Raw genomic sequence first — 16,358 nt, 5'->3', positions numbered from 1 at the left:
GCACCGTCCGGGACCAGTTCCTGGTCGAGATCACCGAACCGGTCGCCGCCGGGATCAACGGCCTGGCCGAGTTGAACCGGCTGGCCACCGCGTGGATCGAAACCGTCTACCACCCGCAGGTGCACTCCGAGACCGGCGTCGCACCGCTGCGCCGCTGGCGTGAGAGCATCCCGGACCCGTTGCCGCTACCGACACCGGCGCAGTTGCGGGAGGCGTTCCTGTGGTCGGAGCACCGCACCGTGAACAAGAACGCCGTGGTGTCGTTGCACAACAACCGCTACCAGGTCGACGAACTGCTCGTCGGCCGAAAGGTCGAGCTGGTCTTCGACCCGTTCGACCTGGCCGACATCGAGGTCCGCTACCGCGGCCGCAGCCACGGCACCGCCGTCGCGTTCCGCATCGGCCGGCATTCCCACCCCAAAGCCCGACCCGAACAACCTGCAGCCGGCCGGCCCGACCCGCCGGCGACCGGGATCGACTACCTGCGCCTGGTCGACGCCGACCACGCCCAGCAACTGGAATCCCGGATCAACTACACCGCCCTGTTCGGCGCCAGCGACGGGCAGGAGACCAACCGATGAACCAGCCGATCAACCAGCTGAGCAACGGCGGCCCGACGCCACCCACTATCGGCGAGATCGCCGACCTGCTCGCTCAGGCCCGCAGTCTGTCCGAACAAGGCCGAGACGCCGACCCGCAGAAGCGAGCCGCATTCGGCGCTGCCAAAGCCAGCCTGCTGGCCCGCATCAACCACAGCACCGGCACCGGCACGGCGGAAGACGGTGAGAGCTGATGTTGCAGAAGCTGCAGGGCCACTGGGGGTTCACCCGGCTGCCGTTCGGCCGCGACCTCGCCCCGGCGATGCTGCACCGCCACGCCGCCCACAACGAAGCCGTCGCCCGGATCACCTGGACCGTCACCGAACACGCCCTCGGCGTCGTCACCGGCGAAGTCGGCGCCGGGAAGACCGTCGCCGTCCGCGCCGCCTTGGCCGCCCTCGACCCGGTCCGCCACGTCGTCATCTACCTCGGCAACCCCGCCGTCGGCGCCCGCGGCATCCACTTCGCCATCGTCACCGCCCTCGGCCAAGCCCCCCGCTTCCACACCGCCGCCCTCATCCCGCAGGCCGCGGACGCCCTCGCCGGTGAACATGCCGAACGCGGCCGCACCCCGGTCCTGGTCATCGACGAAGCCCACCTGCTCTCCCACGCCCAACTCGAAGCCGTCCGCATGCTCACCAACCACGAAATGGACTCCCGGTCCCCGTTCGCCTGCCTCCTCGTCGGGCAACCCACCCTGCGCCGGCGGATCAAGTTCGGCGAACTCGCCGCCCTCGACCAGCGCATCGCCGTCCGTTACCAGCTGACCGGCATGGCCCTTGAGGAGACCGCCAGCTACGTCAAACACCACCTCAAACTCGCCGGCCGCACCGACACCCTGTTCTCCGACGACGCCATCACCCTGATCCACCGAACCAGCCGCGGCTACCCCCGCATGGTCAACAACCTCGCCAGCCAGGCCCTCATCGCCGCCCTCACCGAAGGCAAAGCCATCGTCGACGAATCCAGCACCCGCACCGCCGTCACCGAAGTCACGACAGAATGACCACCACCGCGACAGCATGACCCCGCACGCGACAACGCGAACGTCAAAGCCCCGCCGGGCAAGCCCGGCGGGGCTTTACGCACACGAGCACACGCTCACCGACAATGACGCCATCCCGCTCATGCCTAACGTCGCGCAACAGGCGGCGAGCACGGCCCGCCGGGCAGGCAGGAGGTCGGGGTCTGCGCTGGTGTCTCGGCCGGTGGTCAACTCATCCAGCCCGAGGGCCTCGGCGCGGGTCAGCCCGGCGTGACTGGCGCTGGGCTGGCGCAGCCACAGCTGTGTGGCTGCCGGGGGTCGGACGTCGCTGCTGGTGTGCTGTGCACGGTGGTGTCCCTCCTTGGAAGGTCACCGGGTCGACCTGCCGGGCCACGTCGCATACCCCGGGCTGCCGGGGATGGCGGCCCACGGCCGGCGCGGTCCCCGGGCCGGGTCAATAGTTGCAGTGGCTGGCACGATGGTCTTGCGTGCCCAGGAGTGCAGGTCACTCGTGCGGCGGCGCCGCACCGCGGTATCGGTTTGGGCCGGCGCCTCAGTCTCTGGTCACGGCGGGCAGTATTGCCGCCAGTGCGGCGGTCTTGGTCGCGGTCCGGAACATGGACACGGCGTTTTCCGGCAGGTCGGCGACGCGGTCGAGGCGCTCCTGCAGGGTGAACGGCAGTCGGGCGTGGGGTCCGATCCGAAACGCCGGCATGTTGGTGTGCTGGCGGGCGATGGCATCGCCGGTCGGGAGGCCGTACTCGACGAAGTCGTCGAAGGCGAGGCCGTCGACGGCGGTCTCCTGGTTGCCGGTACAGACGACCACGAGGTCGTAGGTGCGGCCGTCGATGAGTCCCGCGCTGGGCAGCGCGACCGGTCGAACCTGCCGCGCCGAGACGGTCAGGCGCCGAGTCCCGAACCGGTCGGGCCGCAGGTAGCGACCGATGGCCTGGTACCGGCCACGGATCTCCTTGCGCCATTGTTTGCAGCTTGACGGCAGGCCGAAGGTATACCAGTCGATACGGTCCACGCTGTCCAGTGCCGCAGCGGCCATGAACGGTTGTGGTCCGATACCCAGCAACGACTCGACGGCGCACTTGGCCGAGTCACCACCGCCGACCACCGCGGCCCGCCGCACCCCACGCAGTGGCCACATGGTGGCCATGCGCTGCATGAACTGGACGAAGGTGAGAATAGTGGTGCCGTTGGCCACCTCCTGACCCGCCGAGTCGCCCATTCCCCGCGCGTCGATGACCCGTCCCGCGGCCAGCCGGACCCGGTCGGCGATCTCGATGTCCACCCCGGTGGTGTCGCCGGCCACGGCTCGGACCGTGGCGTTGGTCACCACGTCCGCGTACTGCGCCAACGTCAATCGGATCACGAACGCCAGGTCAGTGTTCGTCTGGAATTCGGCCATGGACACGTTGGCCGGCTGGATCGGAGCGCCGGGAAGGTAATTCAATGCTGCCCCTCGATCGCCGGCCAGGCCGATGCTGCCGGTCCGGTTGCGGGAGTTGAGGTAGAACGTCGGCCGGGTGGTCATCGCGAAGGCGCCACCGACCCGGTTGCTGCGTTCCAGGACCAGGGGTTTCGGGTATCCGTTGCGTACCCGGGTGGCGGCGTACACCGCGGCGTGGAAGCCGCTGCCGATGACGACCTCGCGGTTGCGGCTGCCGGAGCCGAGGGTCTCTTGTCGGCGTTGCTCATCCGACCAGTAGGTGTCCAGGAACTGGTCGGCGTATGCGCGGCCGGCCGGGTCGAGGGCGATGCCGGTCAGTTTCGCCGCCAACGTGGTGGGGAACTCGGACTCCCGTTGCATCATGGTCCGCATCCCGTCGGACGCGCTCGATGTCAACGTGACGGCGGTCAGCAGGGCCTCGACCGGTGCGGATGGCTCGACGGCGTCGTCTATCGGTGCTGACGTGTCAGGCATGGTTGGTTCCTCCCTGTCAGTCAAATGGGGTTCGCCGGGAGGGCCGCGCTGGGCCACCTATCTCACCCCCGGAGTCCGCCGGGGATGACGGCACGCGGCCGGCGCGGTCCCGGAAAGTCACACGGGTTGAAGTGGTCTGGGACTGGTGGGCTTCCAGTTCCAGGCGGAAGGTCGCCGACCTGGTCAGAGTCGGCGTCCAACAGCATGTAGCCGCAGTCACGGCACGGACGTAGCGCTGGATCGTCAGCACTTCCACAGCGGGCCGGCTACTCATCGGCGCGCGTTTGCGATCTCGGCAAGGACACGACGACACGCTGTGATCAGGGAAGGTTCGATGTGACGGCACCCTGTAACCGGCAGGCCGTCACATCAACTGCTGATGGTTCAACCTGCGACCGGCCTCTTCGCGGCCAGCGGATCCTCGGTTAGGAAGCGCCCGCCGACGGCGGTGGGCGGCATGCCGGTGAAGAGGACGAGTTGGAGGAGGCGGGCCATCCGGTACGCGGGGTCGGTGTTGAGGGCGCGTTGCAGCGCTATGGCGGCGACGGGGCCGTTGCCCATTTGCCAGGCGGTGAATGCGAGGAGGGTGGCGGGCGCCGCGACGAGGTCGGGTTCGGCGCGGCGGGTCAGGTCGGTCCACAGCGTGAGGTGACCGTGGTGGCCGTGGGTCTGCCGCCAGACGTGGTCACGGACGGCGGTGTCGGTGAGCAGGACGATGAGCCAGGCCGCCTCGTCGTCGGTGGGCCGGTCTCCGCTGCGGTGATGCTCGTAGATCATGGCGGCGGCGGCACGACCGGCTTCTGCGATGGTTGCGGCCGGGTCAGCGATTCCGGCGGTCAGGTGCTGGAGTCGGTGCCGGGCGCGGAGGGTGGCCGCGTGCATGTCGGCGCGTTCGGCGCCGGTCACGGGAAGGAACTGGTCGGCGAGGGCCGCCCGGTTCGGCTCGGTGACCGACCCGTTGAGGACCATGGCGGCGGTGACGGTCGTCGTGGCGGTGTCGAACGGGATGCCGGCCGCGGCGCCAGTCGGGGTCGTTCCGCCGCCCGCCGGCAGGTGGGGGTACAGCCGCTTTTCGAAGACGCGCATCGCGTCGACAATCCGAATTCCGCGGGTGGAGAGGAAGTCGCGGAGACTGTCGATCCCGGCGCCGACGTGCTCCGGTCCGCCGTAGCCGACGATGGCGGCGGTGTCGATGTTGGTGTGGCTGACCGGTTTGCCCACGACGCCGACGACAGCGTCGTGTTCCTGCCGGGTGCGGATGCCCCGGAAATTGGTGCAGGCGGTCATGATGAGGGTGTCGTCGCGCATGCCGATGACGACGACATCGCCGCTGCCGGGCTCGTAGCCGAGCAGGTGTGGGACGATCGCGATCAGGTCGATCGGTCCGGTGATGGTGACCTCAGCGGGGTCGGACATCTGCTTCTCCTAGGAGGATCGGGCATACCGATGGCCCGCCCGGCACAGCGGAGCGGGCACGGCAATGCAGGGTCAGATACTGCTGCGGCGGTTACTCGGCTGCAGCGGCGCCCGTCGCGTTGGGCGCTGCGTGGTGTGCCGCCCAGAGCTGGCACGCAGTGGAGATGCCGCTGCGGGCGGTGGGGCGACGCGGCACGTGACGAGTTCGAGCCGGGCCTTTGGTGTCGGCGGGTCGAGCGTTCGAGGTTCGCTTCGGCACGTCGGTACTGTTGCGACGTTATTTGTCGCGACGTCGCGTCAGGGCTCCCGACGGCGGTGACCGTCGCCCATTTGCTCGTTATGCTCGCTCGGATCCGGGTCGAGCAGCGAGCCGAGTCGGGCCGCGAGTCGGGCGAAGCCCGAACGCCGATCACTTGCCGCCGTGTCGGTCCCGGCATCTCGCGCCCCCGTCAGTGCTTGGTAGACCAGGCGGGCATCGGCCGGTGGCAGCAGCAGCGGGATCAGGTCGGTGGCGGCGGAGGCTGGCTGCCAGGCGACGCCGGGCCCGGGCGACAGGTCGATGTCGCGGCGACGCCGCACCGGTCGAGTGCCGTCTGCGGCTGGTTCACCGTGGCGGGCCCGATCCCAGATGCGGACGTGGTTCCCGCCTGCCACTTTCGCAGCGAACATGGCGACGTCGGCCCGTGCCCGCGCGTGACGGGCGTCCCCGTGCATGACGCCGCCGTGCATGACGTCACCCTTCAGGACGCCGCCGTGCCGGACGCCGCCGTCGCTGGTGGCGATGCCGACGCTGACCCGGGGCTGTATCCGGTAGCCGGCGATGACGGCCGGACCGGCCATGGCCGCGCCGATCGCGGTGGCCAGCCCGTCGGCGTCGACGCCGGGGACGAGCATGGTGAACTCGTCGCCGCTCTGGCGGACCAACAGGCCACCGGCGGGGACGGCCCGGGCGAGCCGGTAGGCGACGGCGGTCAGGTACTGGTCGCCGGCGGCGTGTCCGAAGTTGGCGTTGATCGCGTGCAGGCCGTCTACGTCGGCCAACGCCACCGTGACCGCGGCGCCCGCGCGGGTCACGGCGTCGAGCTTGTCCTCGAGGACCGTCCTCGTCGGCAGTCCCGTCAATGGGTCGTGGACGGCAGCGTCGACCCGGGCGTGGGCCCACGCATGCCAGTGCACGGTCGAGATCGTGTACCCGGACACGAACGCGGCTGCGGCTGCAGCGACCGGCGCCCAGACCGGTCCGCAGAGTGTTCCCATCGCGGCGCCGAGGACGGTCACCGTCAGGAGCACGACAAGCGCCGCACCACCCCAGGTCCACCTCACCGCCTTCCGCCGGTCGGCTCCGGGTGCGGAGCGGCTCGGCGGTGCTTCGTCTGCACCGATGCGGATCTTGGCGGTCACTGCCGCCTCCCCCCGGCGGTCGGCATCCGGTCGTCGCAAGCCGTGTGCAGGAGCAGGAGGGCGATCGTCGGGCCGGTCAGGGAGCCGCCGATGACGGCGATGCGCAGCCGTCGGAAGCCACACCGTGGCGTGGAATGGTGGAGTTTGTTGCTCATCGTGGGTCTCCTTCAGCGAAGATGAAGGGACCCGGGAACGGCCGACGGCCGTTCCCGGGTCCACAAGGTGGGTTTGCCGGATACGGCCGTACGGCGCCCGCAGGGGGACGCCGCTGTCGCTCAGGGACGAGCGACGGTGCGGTTACCGCATGGTGTGGTCAGACCCGCCCGCGAGGCCGTCCACAGTGGATGGTCAGGTGCGGAGTTCGGCGTTGAGCTCCGCCCGGTCGGGGTCCATGAGGTACGCGTCCGGAATCGGGTCGTCCTCGCGGTGGACCCAGCCGTAGCCGTCGAGGCTGGTCCGCACGATGCTGCGGAACGTTGCGTCCAGCGTCGGTGCCGGCTCGCCCTCGGTGGCGGCCTGCATGGCACGGAGCTGGGCGGTGAGGGTTTCGGCTGCCGCGACGAAATCGTCGGTCGACAACAGGTAGCCGCGGCCGTGGCGGGTGATGGCGACGGTGCGGGCCTGGTCGACGGCCTCCCGCACGAATGCCGGGAAGAATCCCGCCATGGCGTCGGCGATCTGCGTGTAGTCGATACCGGGGTCGAGCTTGCGGTGGTCGACGACGGCTTTGATCAGGGCCTCGATGCCTGGCGCGTCGAGCGCCGCGATTTCGATGACCGCGTCGAACCGGCCGGGCCGCGGCATCCCCTTGTAGATGCGGTGCAGGTGGTTGTGCCGCTGGACTACGTCTCGGTGGCCCGGTCTGTGGTGCCGGCGACGGCGCAGGCGATCAAGATGCCGGCACGCGGCCTGGGCGGCGCGGTGTGCAGCTGGTGTCGAAGCGGCTGTCGTCGCCGGTTCCGTTGGATCGGTGATGACCGGTACCTCCAGACAGAAACGGCCACACCCGGTGGTGTGGCCAGTGGCAGACGTTCCGCGCCGAGCGTCAGATCCGGGTGATCATCCGGACGGGTTCGGGGCGGATCTGGACGTCGAGCAGAAACATCCAGCGGCGGCGTCCGCGGTGCACGGCGATGCTCAGCTCGTCGCGGTGCAGCGTGGGGTCGGCGAGCCAGTCGATGGTGTTGTCGGCCCGCCAATGCAGCCGCAGCACGTCACCGACGCGCAGAAACGCCGCGATCGAGCGCCACACCTCGTCCAGCCGCGCCGGGCTGATCAGGGCATACGCCGTCGCTCCGGGCAAGTGGCGGTCATGCCACCGCTGCTGGGCGTCGAAGCCGGCGATGTCGGCGGCCACGGCGATGCGGCGCCGCCGATCGGACGCGTCGGCTTCGGGGAACAGCCGCTGTTCCGTGGCGGTGTAGATCCTCGGTTCAGCAACCGACGGCGGGAACAGGTCGGCCTCGATCCACGCATCGAGCCCCGACTGCGTTTCGCGGGTGTCGAACCTGACCGAATCGGCCCGCCGCAACGCCTGAACGTCGCCGACGTAGAGCAGACCGACCGGCCCCCGGCCCAAGCTCTGCGACGTGACGGGGTCGTGCTCGACAGGGTGATCTTCGTTCATCACTGTTCCTTTCTCTCGTGCCGTTCGTCGCCACGACGTGGCCTCGGTGGTAGATCGGATTCGCCAGTCCCTCGGAGTGGGAGGGCCGCTCGCGGCTCCGCAGGTTGCGCGCGACCGCTGGGGTGGGCGGCTCAGCCGGCCGGGGTGGTCGCCAGGCCGCGGGCGGTGCCTGGGGCAGAGCTGGTGTCCAGGGCAGAGGTGGTGCCGAGCCCGAGCCGGGCTCCGATGATCGGTCCCTGTCGGACCGCTGCGAGGGCGGTGATCAGGTGTCGGCGTCGCCAGCCGAGCAGGGCGCCGGTCAGGTCGGCTCCGTGGCGGGTGTGTTGGCGTAGGGCGGAGACGAGCCCGTCGGCCTGTTCGATGCCGTTGTTGAAGCCGCGGGCGGTGTGCGCCCGGACCGGGGCGAGCGCGTCGCCGAGCAGCACCGCGTGTCCGTCGCCGACCGGCCAGGCCATCCGGGTGGGCGGGTCGATGTCCATCACCGGTACCGCCATCCGGGTGGCGGTGGTGTGCACCAGGTCGGCCAGGTGGGCCGGCAGGTGCGCGGTGGCGTGCGCATCGACGTGTGCTCGCGCGGCCGGGCTGACGTGCTGCGGCAGGACGAAGGTCCGCTGTCGCGGTGGGGCGCCGAACCAGGCGGTGTACTGCTCGGGGGTGGCGTTGAGGGCGAAGATCCAGTCGCTCCCGGCGGGGACCGGCGCGATGTTGAACTGCAGGCCCGGGCACGGCTCCCAGCGTTGGAAGTCGGCCAGGTCGCCGGGCCGGGTGATGGTGGTGCCGCGGTGCGCGACGTACCCGGCGTAGTGCAGCCGCCGGTCGGGGTCCAGCAGCCGCCGGCCGATCGAGGTGCGGCCATCGCAGAAGGCGATCAGGTCGGCAGATTCCCGCCGGCCGTCGGCGAAGGCGAGGAGCGGTCCGCGGTTGGCGACATCGATGCCGGTGACCCGGCGCCCGTGGTGAACCAGACCGGCGGGTAGCCGACTGGCCAGGGCTTGGTGCAGCAGAGTCCAGGTGGTGAACCGGCCCGGGTACCGCCGCCGCACCAACCGGTCCTCGGCTGGGCCGTAGCCGCGGAACTGGGTGATGGTTTCGAAGTCGAACTTCACGTATTCGTGCTGCGGGATGCCGAGACGGTCCAGCACGTCCAGCGCCGGATGCTCCAGGGACAGGATCCCCCCAGTCGCGGTAGACAGGTCCGGGCTGGCCTCGTACACGGCGACCTGGTCGAAGCCTGCCTGCACCAGCAGCAAAGCCAGCACCGGCCCGGTCAGCGACGCGCCGACGACGGCGATGCGCGGCTGCCGCCCGCACAGCGGCGGCGCGGCGGCGGGGACGAGGGTACGGGTGGTTGCCGGATCGTCGGGGATGGCCGGTGCGGTGCGGTGAGGTCGGTAGATCATCGCTGGGCTCCTACGACAGAAGACGGGAAGCCCGGACGCGGCCGTGTCGGCCGTGCCCAGGCTGTGCGCAAGGTGCGCGGTGGTGCGAAGGCCGGGCAACGGCCGAAAATCAGGTGCAACTACATCCGGCACCGGCATAGCGGTGGCGGACGTGGGGGTGCCAGGTGGTGCCAGGTCGTGCCGAGTGGTGCTAGGTCACCGTCGCTGCGGTGAACAGGCGGACTGGTGACAGGTGGTCAACACGCAACGGCGACGGAACCATCAGATGCTGTCCGCGTCGTATGTTCGGTACCCGCGGCTGCACGATGTCGCCGAGCCACGGCCAGCTCACCGGAGGTGGTTTGCCCGGGTGCTATTCGAACGCCGCCCCGTTGGCGGTTGGGGCGCGAGGTCAGACGCCGACGGTGACGAGTACGTCGTCGGGGGCCGCGTCGGCCAGCTGCATGGTGGCCTGCTGGACGTGGTCGAGCAGCGCCTGCGGGTCGGCGGCGGCCGGGTACAGCGCGGCGCCGGTCCGCATGACGACCAGTACGTCGCCGACCACCCGACGCAGGCTGTGGTAGGTGACGTAGCTGTGCCGCCCGGCCTGCAGTAGTGCGGATTCGAGGCGGCCGGGTCTCCGTGCCCCGACGCGGGCGGTGGCCGACCACGCGTCGTGGCGGGTGACAGCTTCGCGGGCGGCGAGGGCGCCGGTCGCGGCGATGTCGAGCAGGCGCAGCGGCCCGCCGGCGCAGCGGATCGGGTTGGCGGTGCTGGGCGCGGCGAGCAGGGCGCGGGTGCCCGGCGAGGTGGGAATGGCCAGCAGCCGCCGCTCGGGCCGCAGGGCATCGTCGAACAGGCACGCCAGGGTGGTACGCCAGTCGGTGATGCCAAGAAAGTCGGCCGGGTACCAGAAGGTGACGGTGCGCAGGATGATGCCGTTGGGCAGGTTGATGGGCATGACGATGTCTCCCTCGAAGGGCTGGGTTGGGTTGGGCTGGCCGGGGCCGACGTGACCCCGGGCGCTGCCGGTGGCGGCGCCGGGCTACCTGGCAGGCCAGCGGCAGGCCGAACCGGCCGGTCCCGGAGATGCCGGGGACACGGCCGGTTCGTGTTCAGGTAGGGGGCTGGTCTCCGTCCTCAGACGGGGTTGCGATCGCGGCGAGTCGGTGTCCGGTGGGAGGCGGACCACGACAGTGCGGACCTGCCGGTTGCGCCGGATGTGGGAGTGCGCAAGGGACGTAGGTGTGCGGTTTCGCGTACCGAACATGTCGAACCTCTTTCAGCGGGTTGGGTCGGCACGAGCTGCGCGTACGGAATCGTCGACCCAGGTACCGGTCGCGCGCCGCGCAGGTGCGCAGAGGGGCTGGCCGGAGGAACGGGTCCGTGCCGCGATCGGCTGCGCCGATCGGGCGATGCCGGTGAATCCATGCCGAGATACCGGCGCGTGACGCGCCTGCTGGTGTTCGGCTGGTTGGCCGGCGAGCGACCCAACAGGGTCGCGGGATGCGGCCAGATCGGCCGCATGCGCAACTGCCCGCCGGCGATCGGCGAGCGTGTTGTGGTGCGGGTGGGCGGCTGCGCCCGGGGTTGACGCCATCGGCGCCGGCTTTGCGGTGGTGCGGGTGGGCGGCTGCGCCCCGGTGGGGAGCTGTCGCGGCCGACCGGCCATCGGGTGGCGGGTGGGCGGATGCGGTGTCCCGGCCGTGGCGGAGTGCGCCCGAGGGGTGGTGCTGGATGGGTTTCTTGAGAGAAGCCTTGACCGTAGCCGGTCAACCCAACTGGGCCGCAGCCATGCACAAGGCTCGTGGAATGCCGCTGACCTGCGTGGTTGGGCGCCTGACGCGCCGGTGGGTCGCTGGCTGGCGCCGCGCTGGTTGGGTTGGTTGGGTCAGTTGGGTTGCCTTGCCCCCGACTTGCCCGGCCCGCTTGCCCGGCCCGCTTGCCGTGTCGGCTCGCCCTGCCGGATGTGCCCGGACGAAACAGGTCCGGTGACGCGAAAAGCCGCCGGCGGGGCTTCGGAGCCCCACCGGCGGCGGGTTGAATCGGGGTGGGTCAGGCGGGTGGACCGGCCGCAGGTTCACCTGGGCTGGTGGGCCGGACCGGATCCAGGTGCCAGGGGTCCCGGCGATGTCGGTGTATCGGTCGGCGTCGGATGACCCAGGCGCCGCTGGCGGTGAACGTACGCAGGGTCGGCGATGGACTGGTAGCCAGCCCGATCAGGTAACGGTCGGACGGCCAACTCGCCTCGTCCACGTCCACGGTGAACGCGACGACGACGGTGCCGATGCAGCTCCAGACTGTGGTGCCGTCATCGTCGACGCTGGGCGCGGCGCCGTTGTCGAGGTAGGCCACCGGTCGTCGGGCCCAGGCGATCGGCTGCCAGGGTGGTGTGGCGCCCGGGTCGGCGCGTAGCAGTGTCCAGGCCGCGCCCGGCGCATACATCGCCGATTCCACAGCAGCCACGGCGCTGTCGCGGTCGGGTTCGTCGAGGTCGGCGTCGATGCTGATCTCGATGGTCAGCCGCCACCGGGCCTGGAAGATCCTGGTCAACAGACGGCGCCACAGGTCGGCGAACATGCCGCGGTTGTCGGCGTAGCGGCTGGGCAGGTGCAGCTGAGTGCGCCAGTACGGCTCAGGCCGGACCGGTTCGATGTCCGATGGTGCGAGGTACGGGTGATCAGTAATCATGGATGCTCCTGAGCCAGGAATTGGATGGGGTGGGTCACGTGCTCCCGGCCGTCATACGGCCGTCCCGCCCGGGGTGGCCCGGCGGTCTGGCGCGGATCAGGGGGTGTTGGGGTCGATGTCGTCGCGCAGCAGGTACAGCGGGTCCTGCTCGGGCGTGGGCGGCCCGGGGTGGTAGGCGCCGGCGTGGCCGATCTGGCCGGGTAGTTCGGCCAGGCGCAGCCGCCGCCGGCCGTTGCCGGTCACCCTCCATATCGCACCGGTCGGGCCTAGCTCGGCGGCGGCGTCGCGGGCGGCGGTGGCAACGATCAGCCCACGCGCGGCGCCGTTGAGGCGGCGATGGAAGTTGGTCTCCCGGACGGTGCTAGGCATCCAGAACAGCACCGGCCAGCGCGGGCCGCCGCCGGCGGCAAGTTTGCGGTAGGCCGCGAGCTTGCCGGTCAGGACCGAGTGGGCGCAGCTGCCGGTGTCGTACTCCAGGAAGAACGCCACCTGCCGCTCGTGCTCGCGGTCGTCTTCGCGCCAGACGCCGTGCCCGTCAGGGCGCACGTTGTGGTCGACCGCGGCGGCGATCCGCCGGGTCGGCCACCAGCGGACCAGCCGGGTGTCGGGATGCACGCGGGCGTGGGCGAGCAGGTCGACGAAGAACTGGTTGACGCCGTCGGTGTGGTACAGATGCCCGCCCGAGACGAGCGCATCCTGTGCCTCGCGGACCGCTTTCGGCGTCGGCGGTCGCTCGCCGTGGTGCAGCGCGACATAGCGGGCCGACAGCAGCCCGGGCACCCAATGCACCGGTAGCCGACCGGCACCGGGCCGCACCGGCATGAACCAGTCGATGAATCCCATTTGGCGAAGGGTGTTGAGCCGGTTGCGGCAGGTGCGTTCGGCGGTGAACAGGATGGTGGTGATCTGTGCGGTGGTCAGGTAGCGGTGGTCGTGCAGGAGATGGGCGAGAACGTAGTCGCGGGGTTCGAGCCGCCAGGAGATCTCGCGCAGAGAGTCGTGGGGGCGAGGGGTTGCAGACTTGCGGGGGATGTCGACCGGCCGGGTGCAAGAGGTACGCAGTACCCCCGGTCGGGAGATATCCCCCGCAGGGATATTCCGGGTTGGGCTTCCACGGTTGGTCATGTGCTCCTACCAGGGTGGTTGGGTGCATCGGGCACGGTTGATCACGGTCTGGACTGTCCGGGGGCATGCTTGAGGGTTCACCTGCCGGTGCGTCTGTCCCGACGCTCAGGCCGTTGACCGGGTTGGGACTGGGGTTTCGGGCGTGGTGTTCACATCGGTGGTGCGGATCAGAGCTGGGTGAGGTCGCAGGTGTCGGCCGCGCGCCGGTCGGCATCGATGCCGACATCGCGGTTGAGATGCGAGGAAGCGACTGGGATCGGCGGCGGCAGATAGGTGGCGGACCAGGCTGGCTCGCGCCGCAGCTTGGAGCTGGACGGTCAGCCGGCCTGGGCGCTTCTGTTAGCCGCGGCCGTTTTCGCCGCGGTCCAGGTCGTCGCGCCGGATCTGATCGCGGCGGTCTGGCTTGTTGCGACGATCCTGATTGGTCCGGCGGTTCTTGTCGGTACGGTTCTGGTCGGTACGGTCCGGGTCGGTGCCGTGGCCGGAGTCGACGCGGGTACGGCTGCGGCGGGCGAGTTGCTCGATACCGGTTGGCTCGCTCCGTTCGGTGTGGGCGACCTGTTGGCGGATGGCCAGGGCTTCCCCGACGATCGGCGTGGGTGGGCGGGTGCGCAGGGTGAACGCCGCGGTTTCCCGGGAGGCGACGACGAGTCGGGCCGCCGCGGTGTAGGCGTCGAGGTGGCTCAGGTCGTGCTCGTCGAGTTCGGGCAGGGTGTGCCGGGCCAGCTGGTGGGCATCCTCCGGCGAACACGAGAAGAAGATCTTGGTGCGGGCGTTCGCAGACAGCGCCAACTGTGTCTCGCGGGGAAGCTGGGTGAGGTTCTGGTGCGCCAAGGTCAGTGACAGGTGGTAGCCGCGGGCTTCGGCGAGCATGTCGCCGACCGATCCGGCCAGGTTGAGCACGTTGTGCGCCTCATCCACATAGATCGAAGCGTCACGTCGGTCGGGTTCGGGGATGCGGGCCCGGGCGGTGGCGGCCTGCCACACGGAGGCGAACACGAATGAGCCCATGAGTTTGGCGGTCTCTTCACCGATCTGCCCTTTCGGCAGCCGGGCGAGGAGGATCCCGCCGTGGTCGAGGACGTGGCCCATGTCGAACGACGATCTCGGCACCCCGAGGGTGGCTTTGACGAAGTCGCGCAACAGGAACGCCCGTAGCCGCGACAGGACCGGGGCGATGATCTGGGCGCGTAGCGGCGGCGGGATCGACTCGTACCATTCCCAGAACCCGAGCAGCCCTTCGGGGTCGTTGAGGTCGGCGGTGAACGCGGCCCGGAACCGGTGCCCCTGCAGCAGCGGCGGAACGAGTGTGAGGGTGGCGTTGGCCTTGCGCATCAACGTCAGGCACGCCACCCGCAGCACGTCGTCGATGCGGGGTCCCCAGTGCCGCTGGAAGATCTTGGAGAAGATGGATACGACGTTGTCGACGATCAGGTCGTCGTCGAGCCCTTGGAGCGGGTTGAAGGTGGCGCCGCCGGGCTGGTCCGGGTCGATGAGCACGACCCGGTCGGCGACCGAGGCGGGGATGCGGTCCAGGATGTCGAGGACGAGGTCGCCTTTGGGGTCGATGACGACGACGCCGCGGCGGGCCTTGATGTCGTCGAGGACCAGGTGGCACATTTCGGTGCTCTTGCCCGACCCGGTGGAGCCGATCAGGTGGATGTGCTGGCGGGCGTCGGCGATGGGCAGGGCAACGCTGTGGCCGCCGACTTCGGCGGTGCCGAGGATCTTGGTGTTGCGGCCTCCGGCGGGTACGTCGATCGGTGCCGGAACCGATTTGGCGCGGGCCCGGCCGAGGCCCGGCACAGCCAGGTCGGTGGGAAGGCCGGCGATGACGGCCAGCTCCTGGGCGGAGAGCAGGAAGCCGCGCCGCAGCGGCCGACGCGTCAACACGTCGACCGGGTGCGCCACCGGCAGGTGCCGCAGCCGGTTACGGCCGGCGTAGCCGCCGAACGCTGACGCGATCCCATGGGCGAGGGTGGTCAGCCGGCGGGCGACAGAGTCGGACCCGTCAACGGAGCTGCCGGTGGAGTCTCCCCCGCCACGCGTGGCGGTGTTGGCCACCGCGTAGCGGATGGCGGTCTCCCATTGCGGCCCGATCGTCTTGTCGATCGCGGGCCCGACGTCGCGGTCCCGCAACGGATCCGGCTGTCCCCGGCGGGACTCTGCGCCGGCGGCGGTGCCGGTCCGGCGGGGTGGGCCGGGCGTGACGAGTTCGGTGACGATCTCGGTGGTCAGGTTCAGTGCGCCGCGCACCAGCGGTGTGGGATCGAGGAGGCCGCTGGTGGGCGGTTTTCCGGTGCGCAGCGCCGCCGCGCCCGCGCGGAGCCGGGCGACCTGGCGGGGTGTGGCCGGGCGGGCCAGCACCTGAACACAGGCGTGCTCGGTGGAGTGCAGCCCGGCCCCGGCCACGATCGGCCGCATCGGATCGGTGGCCTGGTCGACGTTGAGCGGATACCAGCCGGGCATCGCCGGGGCGAGCGCCCCGCCCACGGCTTGCGACCCGGCCGGCGACCCGACCTGCGATCCGGCCGGTTTCGATGTCGTCCGCGTGTCGGTGGGGATGGGTGCGGTGGCCTTCTGCACGGTGCAGGCCGCGCCGGGCCAGGCGGCCCGGACCGCGGCGGCGACCGGGCCGGCCGGCACGGTGCCGGGCACCCAGGCGACGATGGTCAGTTGCCGGCCGGCCCACCGGTACTCCATCGCGATGTGTGGGGTGCCATGCAGCAGTCGGTGCCGCCGCGACGGGCTGAGCAGGTCGTGAAGGTTGGCCCACCAGGCGGTGGCGCCGGCCGGGTCGACCTCGGCCGGTGGGGTGATCAGGATCTGGTGGGCGTGAGTGGACAGCCGGCGGTGCCGCCACTGCCACACCGCCGCACGGGCGGCGTGGACCGCGACGATGACGGCCGCCGCCACGAACCCGAGGACGGCGACCATCTCGGGTCGCTCGGTCAGCCAGTCGACGACCCGCCCGCCGACGTGGACAAGCCAGGATTGCGGCTGGGTGGGGGCCATGTTCGGGTCCACCGACGGCGTTGGAGAAGAACCCGGAGACAGCGCAGAGCCCGGGTGATTGAGGGACATGGTGAAACTCCAATGTGGACAGACGAGGATTTCGGGTGATGCGGCTTTCTCTGGGGCCGGTGGTTCAGCGGTGCCGGGGTTCAGGGGTCGTATTCGTCGATGAGGTCGGCCAGACCTG

Annotated in this window: 15 protein-coding genes; 4 read left to right on the top strand and 11 right to left on the bottom strand. The window is 70.4% G+C overall.

What is annotated here, in order from left to right; all coding sequences use genetic code 11:
- From Vau01_RS61990 to Vau01_RS61980, 3 genes are all read left to right on the top strand, one after another.
- On the top strand, positions 1 to 581 hold a 581-nt coding region (locus Vau01_RS61990), incomplete at its 5' end, for a Mu transposase C-terminal domain-containing protein (protein ID WP_204014736.1).
- Complete coding sequence (locus Vau01_RS61985) at positions 578 to 793, top strand: hypothetical protein (protein WP_204014733.1); 216 nt, start codon at positions 578 to 580, stop codon at positions 791 to 793. The genes Vau01_RS61990 and Vau01_RS61985, both read left to right, overlap by 4 nt.
- Entirely contained in the window at positions 793 to 1,605 is an 813-nt protein-coding gene (locus Vau01_RS61980) for an ExeA family protein (RefSeq protein ID WP_204014730.1), read from the top strand. The genes Vau01_RS61985 and Vau01_RS61980 overlap by 1 nt, the downstream gene beginning before the upstream one ends.
- Positions 1,606 to 2,137: 532 nt before the next feature.
- On the opposite strand, the gene Vau01_RS61975 is transcribed toward Vau01_RS61980, so the two are convergent.
- From Vau01_RS61975 to Vau01_RS61940, 8 genes are all read right to left on the bottom strand, one after another.
- On the bottom strand, positions 2,138 to 3,517 hold the full coding sequence (locus Vau01_RS61975) for a hypothetical protein (protein ID WP_204014727.1): 1,380 nt from the start codon (positions 3,515 to 3,517) through the stop codon (positions 2,138 to 2,140).
- A gap of 384 nt (positions 3,518 to 3,901) precedes the next feature.
- On the bottom strand, positions 3,902 to 4,933 hold the full coding sequence (locus Vau01_RS61970; protein WP_204014724.1) for a DUF4192 domain-containing protein: 1,032 nt from the start codon (positions 4,931 to 4,933) through the stop codon (positions 3,902 to 3,904).
- Positions 4,934 to 5,230: 297 nt separating this feature from the next.
- Entirely contained in the window at positions 5,231 to 6,334 is a 1,104-nt protein-coding gene (locus tag Vau01_RS61965) for a GGDEF domain-containing protein (protein WP_204014721.1), read from the bottom strand.
- Complete coding sequence (locus tag Vau01_RS61960; protein WP_204014718.1) at positions 6,331 to 6,489, bottom strand: hypothetical protein; 159 nt, start codon at positions 6,487 to 6,489, stop codon at positions 6,331 to 6,333. The genes Vau01_RS61965 and Vau01_RS61960 overlap by 4 nt, the downstream gene beginning before the upstream one ends.
- Before the next feature lie 193 nt (positions 6,490 to 6,682).
- On the bottom strand, positions 6,683 to 7,138 hold the full coding sequence (locus tag Vau01_RS61955; RefSeq protein WP_204014715.1) for an ATP-binding protein: 456 nt from the start codon (positions 7,136 to 7,138) through the stop codon (positions 6,683 to 6,685).
- Between the two features lie 241 nt (positions 7,139 to 7,379).
- Positions 7,380 to 7,961 carry a hypothetical protein gene (locus tag Vau01_RS61950; RefSeq protein WP_204014712.1) on the bottom strand — a complete coding sequence of 194 codons (582 nt, stop codon included), beginning with the start codon at positions 7,959 to 7,961 and terminating at the stop codon, positions 7,380 to 7,382.
- A gap of 131 nt (positions 7,962 to 8,092) precedes the next feature.
- Entirely contained in the window at positions 8,093 to 9,361 is a 1,269-nt protein-coding gene (locus Vau01_RS61945) for an FAD-dependent monooxygenase (RefSeq protein ID WP_204014709.1), read from the bottom strand.
- A 391-nt stretch (positions 9,362 to 9,752) separates the two neighbouring features.
- Positions 9,753 to 10,301, bottom strand: a complete 549-nt coding sequence (locus tag Vau01_RS61940; RefSeq protein ID WP_204014700.1) for a hypothetical protein — start codon at positions 10,299 to 10,301, stop codon at positions 9,753 to 9,755.
- A 468-nt stretch (positions 10,302 to 10,769) separates the two neighbouring features.
- Here Vau01_RS61940 and Vau01_RS61935 point away from each other — a divergent pair, with 468 nt between their 5' ends.
- Positions 10,770 to 10,934, top strand: coding sequence for a hypothetical protein (locus tag Vau01_RS61935; protein WP_204014697.1), 165 nt, complete (start codon positions 10,770 to 10,772; stop codon positions 10,932 to 10,934).
- 461 nt (positions 10,935 to 11,395) lie between these two features.
- On the opposite strand, the gene Vau01_RS61930 is transcribed toward Vau01_RS61935, so the two are convergent.
- The 3 genes from Vau01_RS61930 to Vau01_RS61920 all read right to left on the bottom strand — a co-directional run bounded on the left by Vau01_RS61930 (position 11,396) and on the right by Vau01_RS61920 (position 16,171).
- Positions 11,396 to 12,031: a hypothetical protein gene (locus Vau01_RS61930; protein WP_204014695.1), complete on the bottom strand. Its 636-nt coding sequence runs from the start codon at positions 12,029 to 12,031 to the stop codon at positions 11,396 to 11,398.
- Positions 12,032 to 12,127: 96 nt separating this feature from the next.
- Entirely contained in the window at positions 12,128 to 13,156 is a 1,029-nt protein-coding gene (locus Vau01_RS61925; protein WP_204014692.1) for a replication-relaxation family protein, read from the bottom strand.
- Between the two features lie 339 nt (positions 13,157 to 13,495).
- On the bottom strand, positions 13,496 to 16,171 hold the full coding sequence (locus tag Vau01_RS61920) for a type IV secretory system conjugative DNA transfer family protein (protein WP_239153107.1): 2,676 nt from the start codon (positions 16,169 to 16,171) through the stop codon (positions 13,496 to 13,498).
- Positions 16,172 to 16,358: the final 187 nt, after the last annotated feature.

The organism is Virgisporangium aurantiacum (assembly GCF_016863635.1).
GTDB lineage: Bacteria > Actinomycetota > Actinomycetes > Mycobacteriales > Micromonosporaceae > Virgisporangium > Virgisporangium aurantiacum.
This window is presented reverse-complemented; position numbering and strand designations above follow the sequence as displayed.

What these genes read in the sequence shown, in the direction of transcription:
- Vau01_RS61985 (WP_204014733.1), top strand. Translation starts at nt 578, where the DNA reads ATGAACCAGCCGATCAACCAGCTGAGCAACGGCGGCCCGACGCCACCC.
- Vau01_RS61980 (WP_204014730.1), top strand. Translation starts at nt 793, where the DNA reads ATGTTGCAGAAGCTGCAGGGCCACTGGGGGTTCACCCGGCTGCCGTTC.
- Vau01_RS61975 (WP_204014727.1), bottom strand. Translation starts at nt 3,517, where the DNA reads ATGCCTGACACGTCAGCACCGATAGACGACGCCGTCGAGCCATCCGCA.
- Vau01_RS61970 (WP_204014724.1), bottom strand. Translation starts at nt 4,933, where the DNA reads ATGTCCGACCCCGCTGAGGTCACCATCACCGGACCGATCGACCTGATC.
- Vau01_RS61960 (WP_204014718.1), bottom strand. Translation starts at nt 6,489, where the DNA reads ATGAGCAACAAACTCCACCATTCCACGCCACGGTGTGGCTTCCGACGG.
- Vau01_RS61955 (WP_204014715.1), bottom strand. Translation starts at nt 7,138, where the DNA reads ATGCCGCGGCCCGGCCGGTTCGACGCGGTCATCGAAATCGCGGCGCTC.
- Vau01_RS61950 (WP_204014712.1), bottom strand. Translation starts at nt 7,961, where the DNA reads ATGAACGAAGATCACCCTGTCGAGCACGACCCCGTCACGTCGCAGAGC.
- Vau01_RS61945 (WP_204014709.1), bottom strand. Translation starts at nt 9,361, where the DNA reads ATGATCTACCGACCTCACCGCACCGCACCGGCCATCCCCGACGATCCG.
- Vau01_RS61940 (WP_204014700.1), bottom strand. Translation starts at nt 10,301, where the DNA reads ATGCCCATCAACCTGCCCAACGGCATCATCCTGCGCACCGTCACCTTC.
- Vau01_RS61935 (WP_204014697.1), top strand. Translation starts at nt 10,770, where the DNA reads ATGCCGAGATACCGGCGCGTGACGCGCCTGCTGGTGTTCGGCTGGTTG.
- Vau01_RS61930 (WP_204014695.1), bottom strand. Translation starts at nt 12,031, where the DNA reads ATGATTACTGATCACCCGTACCTCGCACCATCGGACATCGAACCGGTC.
- Vau01_RS61925 (WP_204014692.1), bottom strand. Translation starts at nt 13,156, where the DNA reads ATGACCAACCGTGGAAGCCCAACCCGGAATATCCCTGCGGGGGATATC.
- Vau01_RS61920 (WP_239153107.1), bottom strand. Translation starts at nt 16,171, where the DNA reads ATGGCCCCCACCCAGCCGCAATCCTGGCTTGTCCACGTCGGCGGGCGG.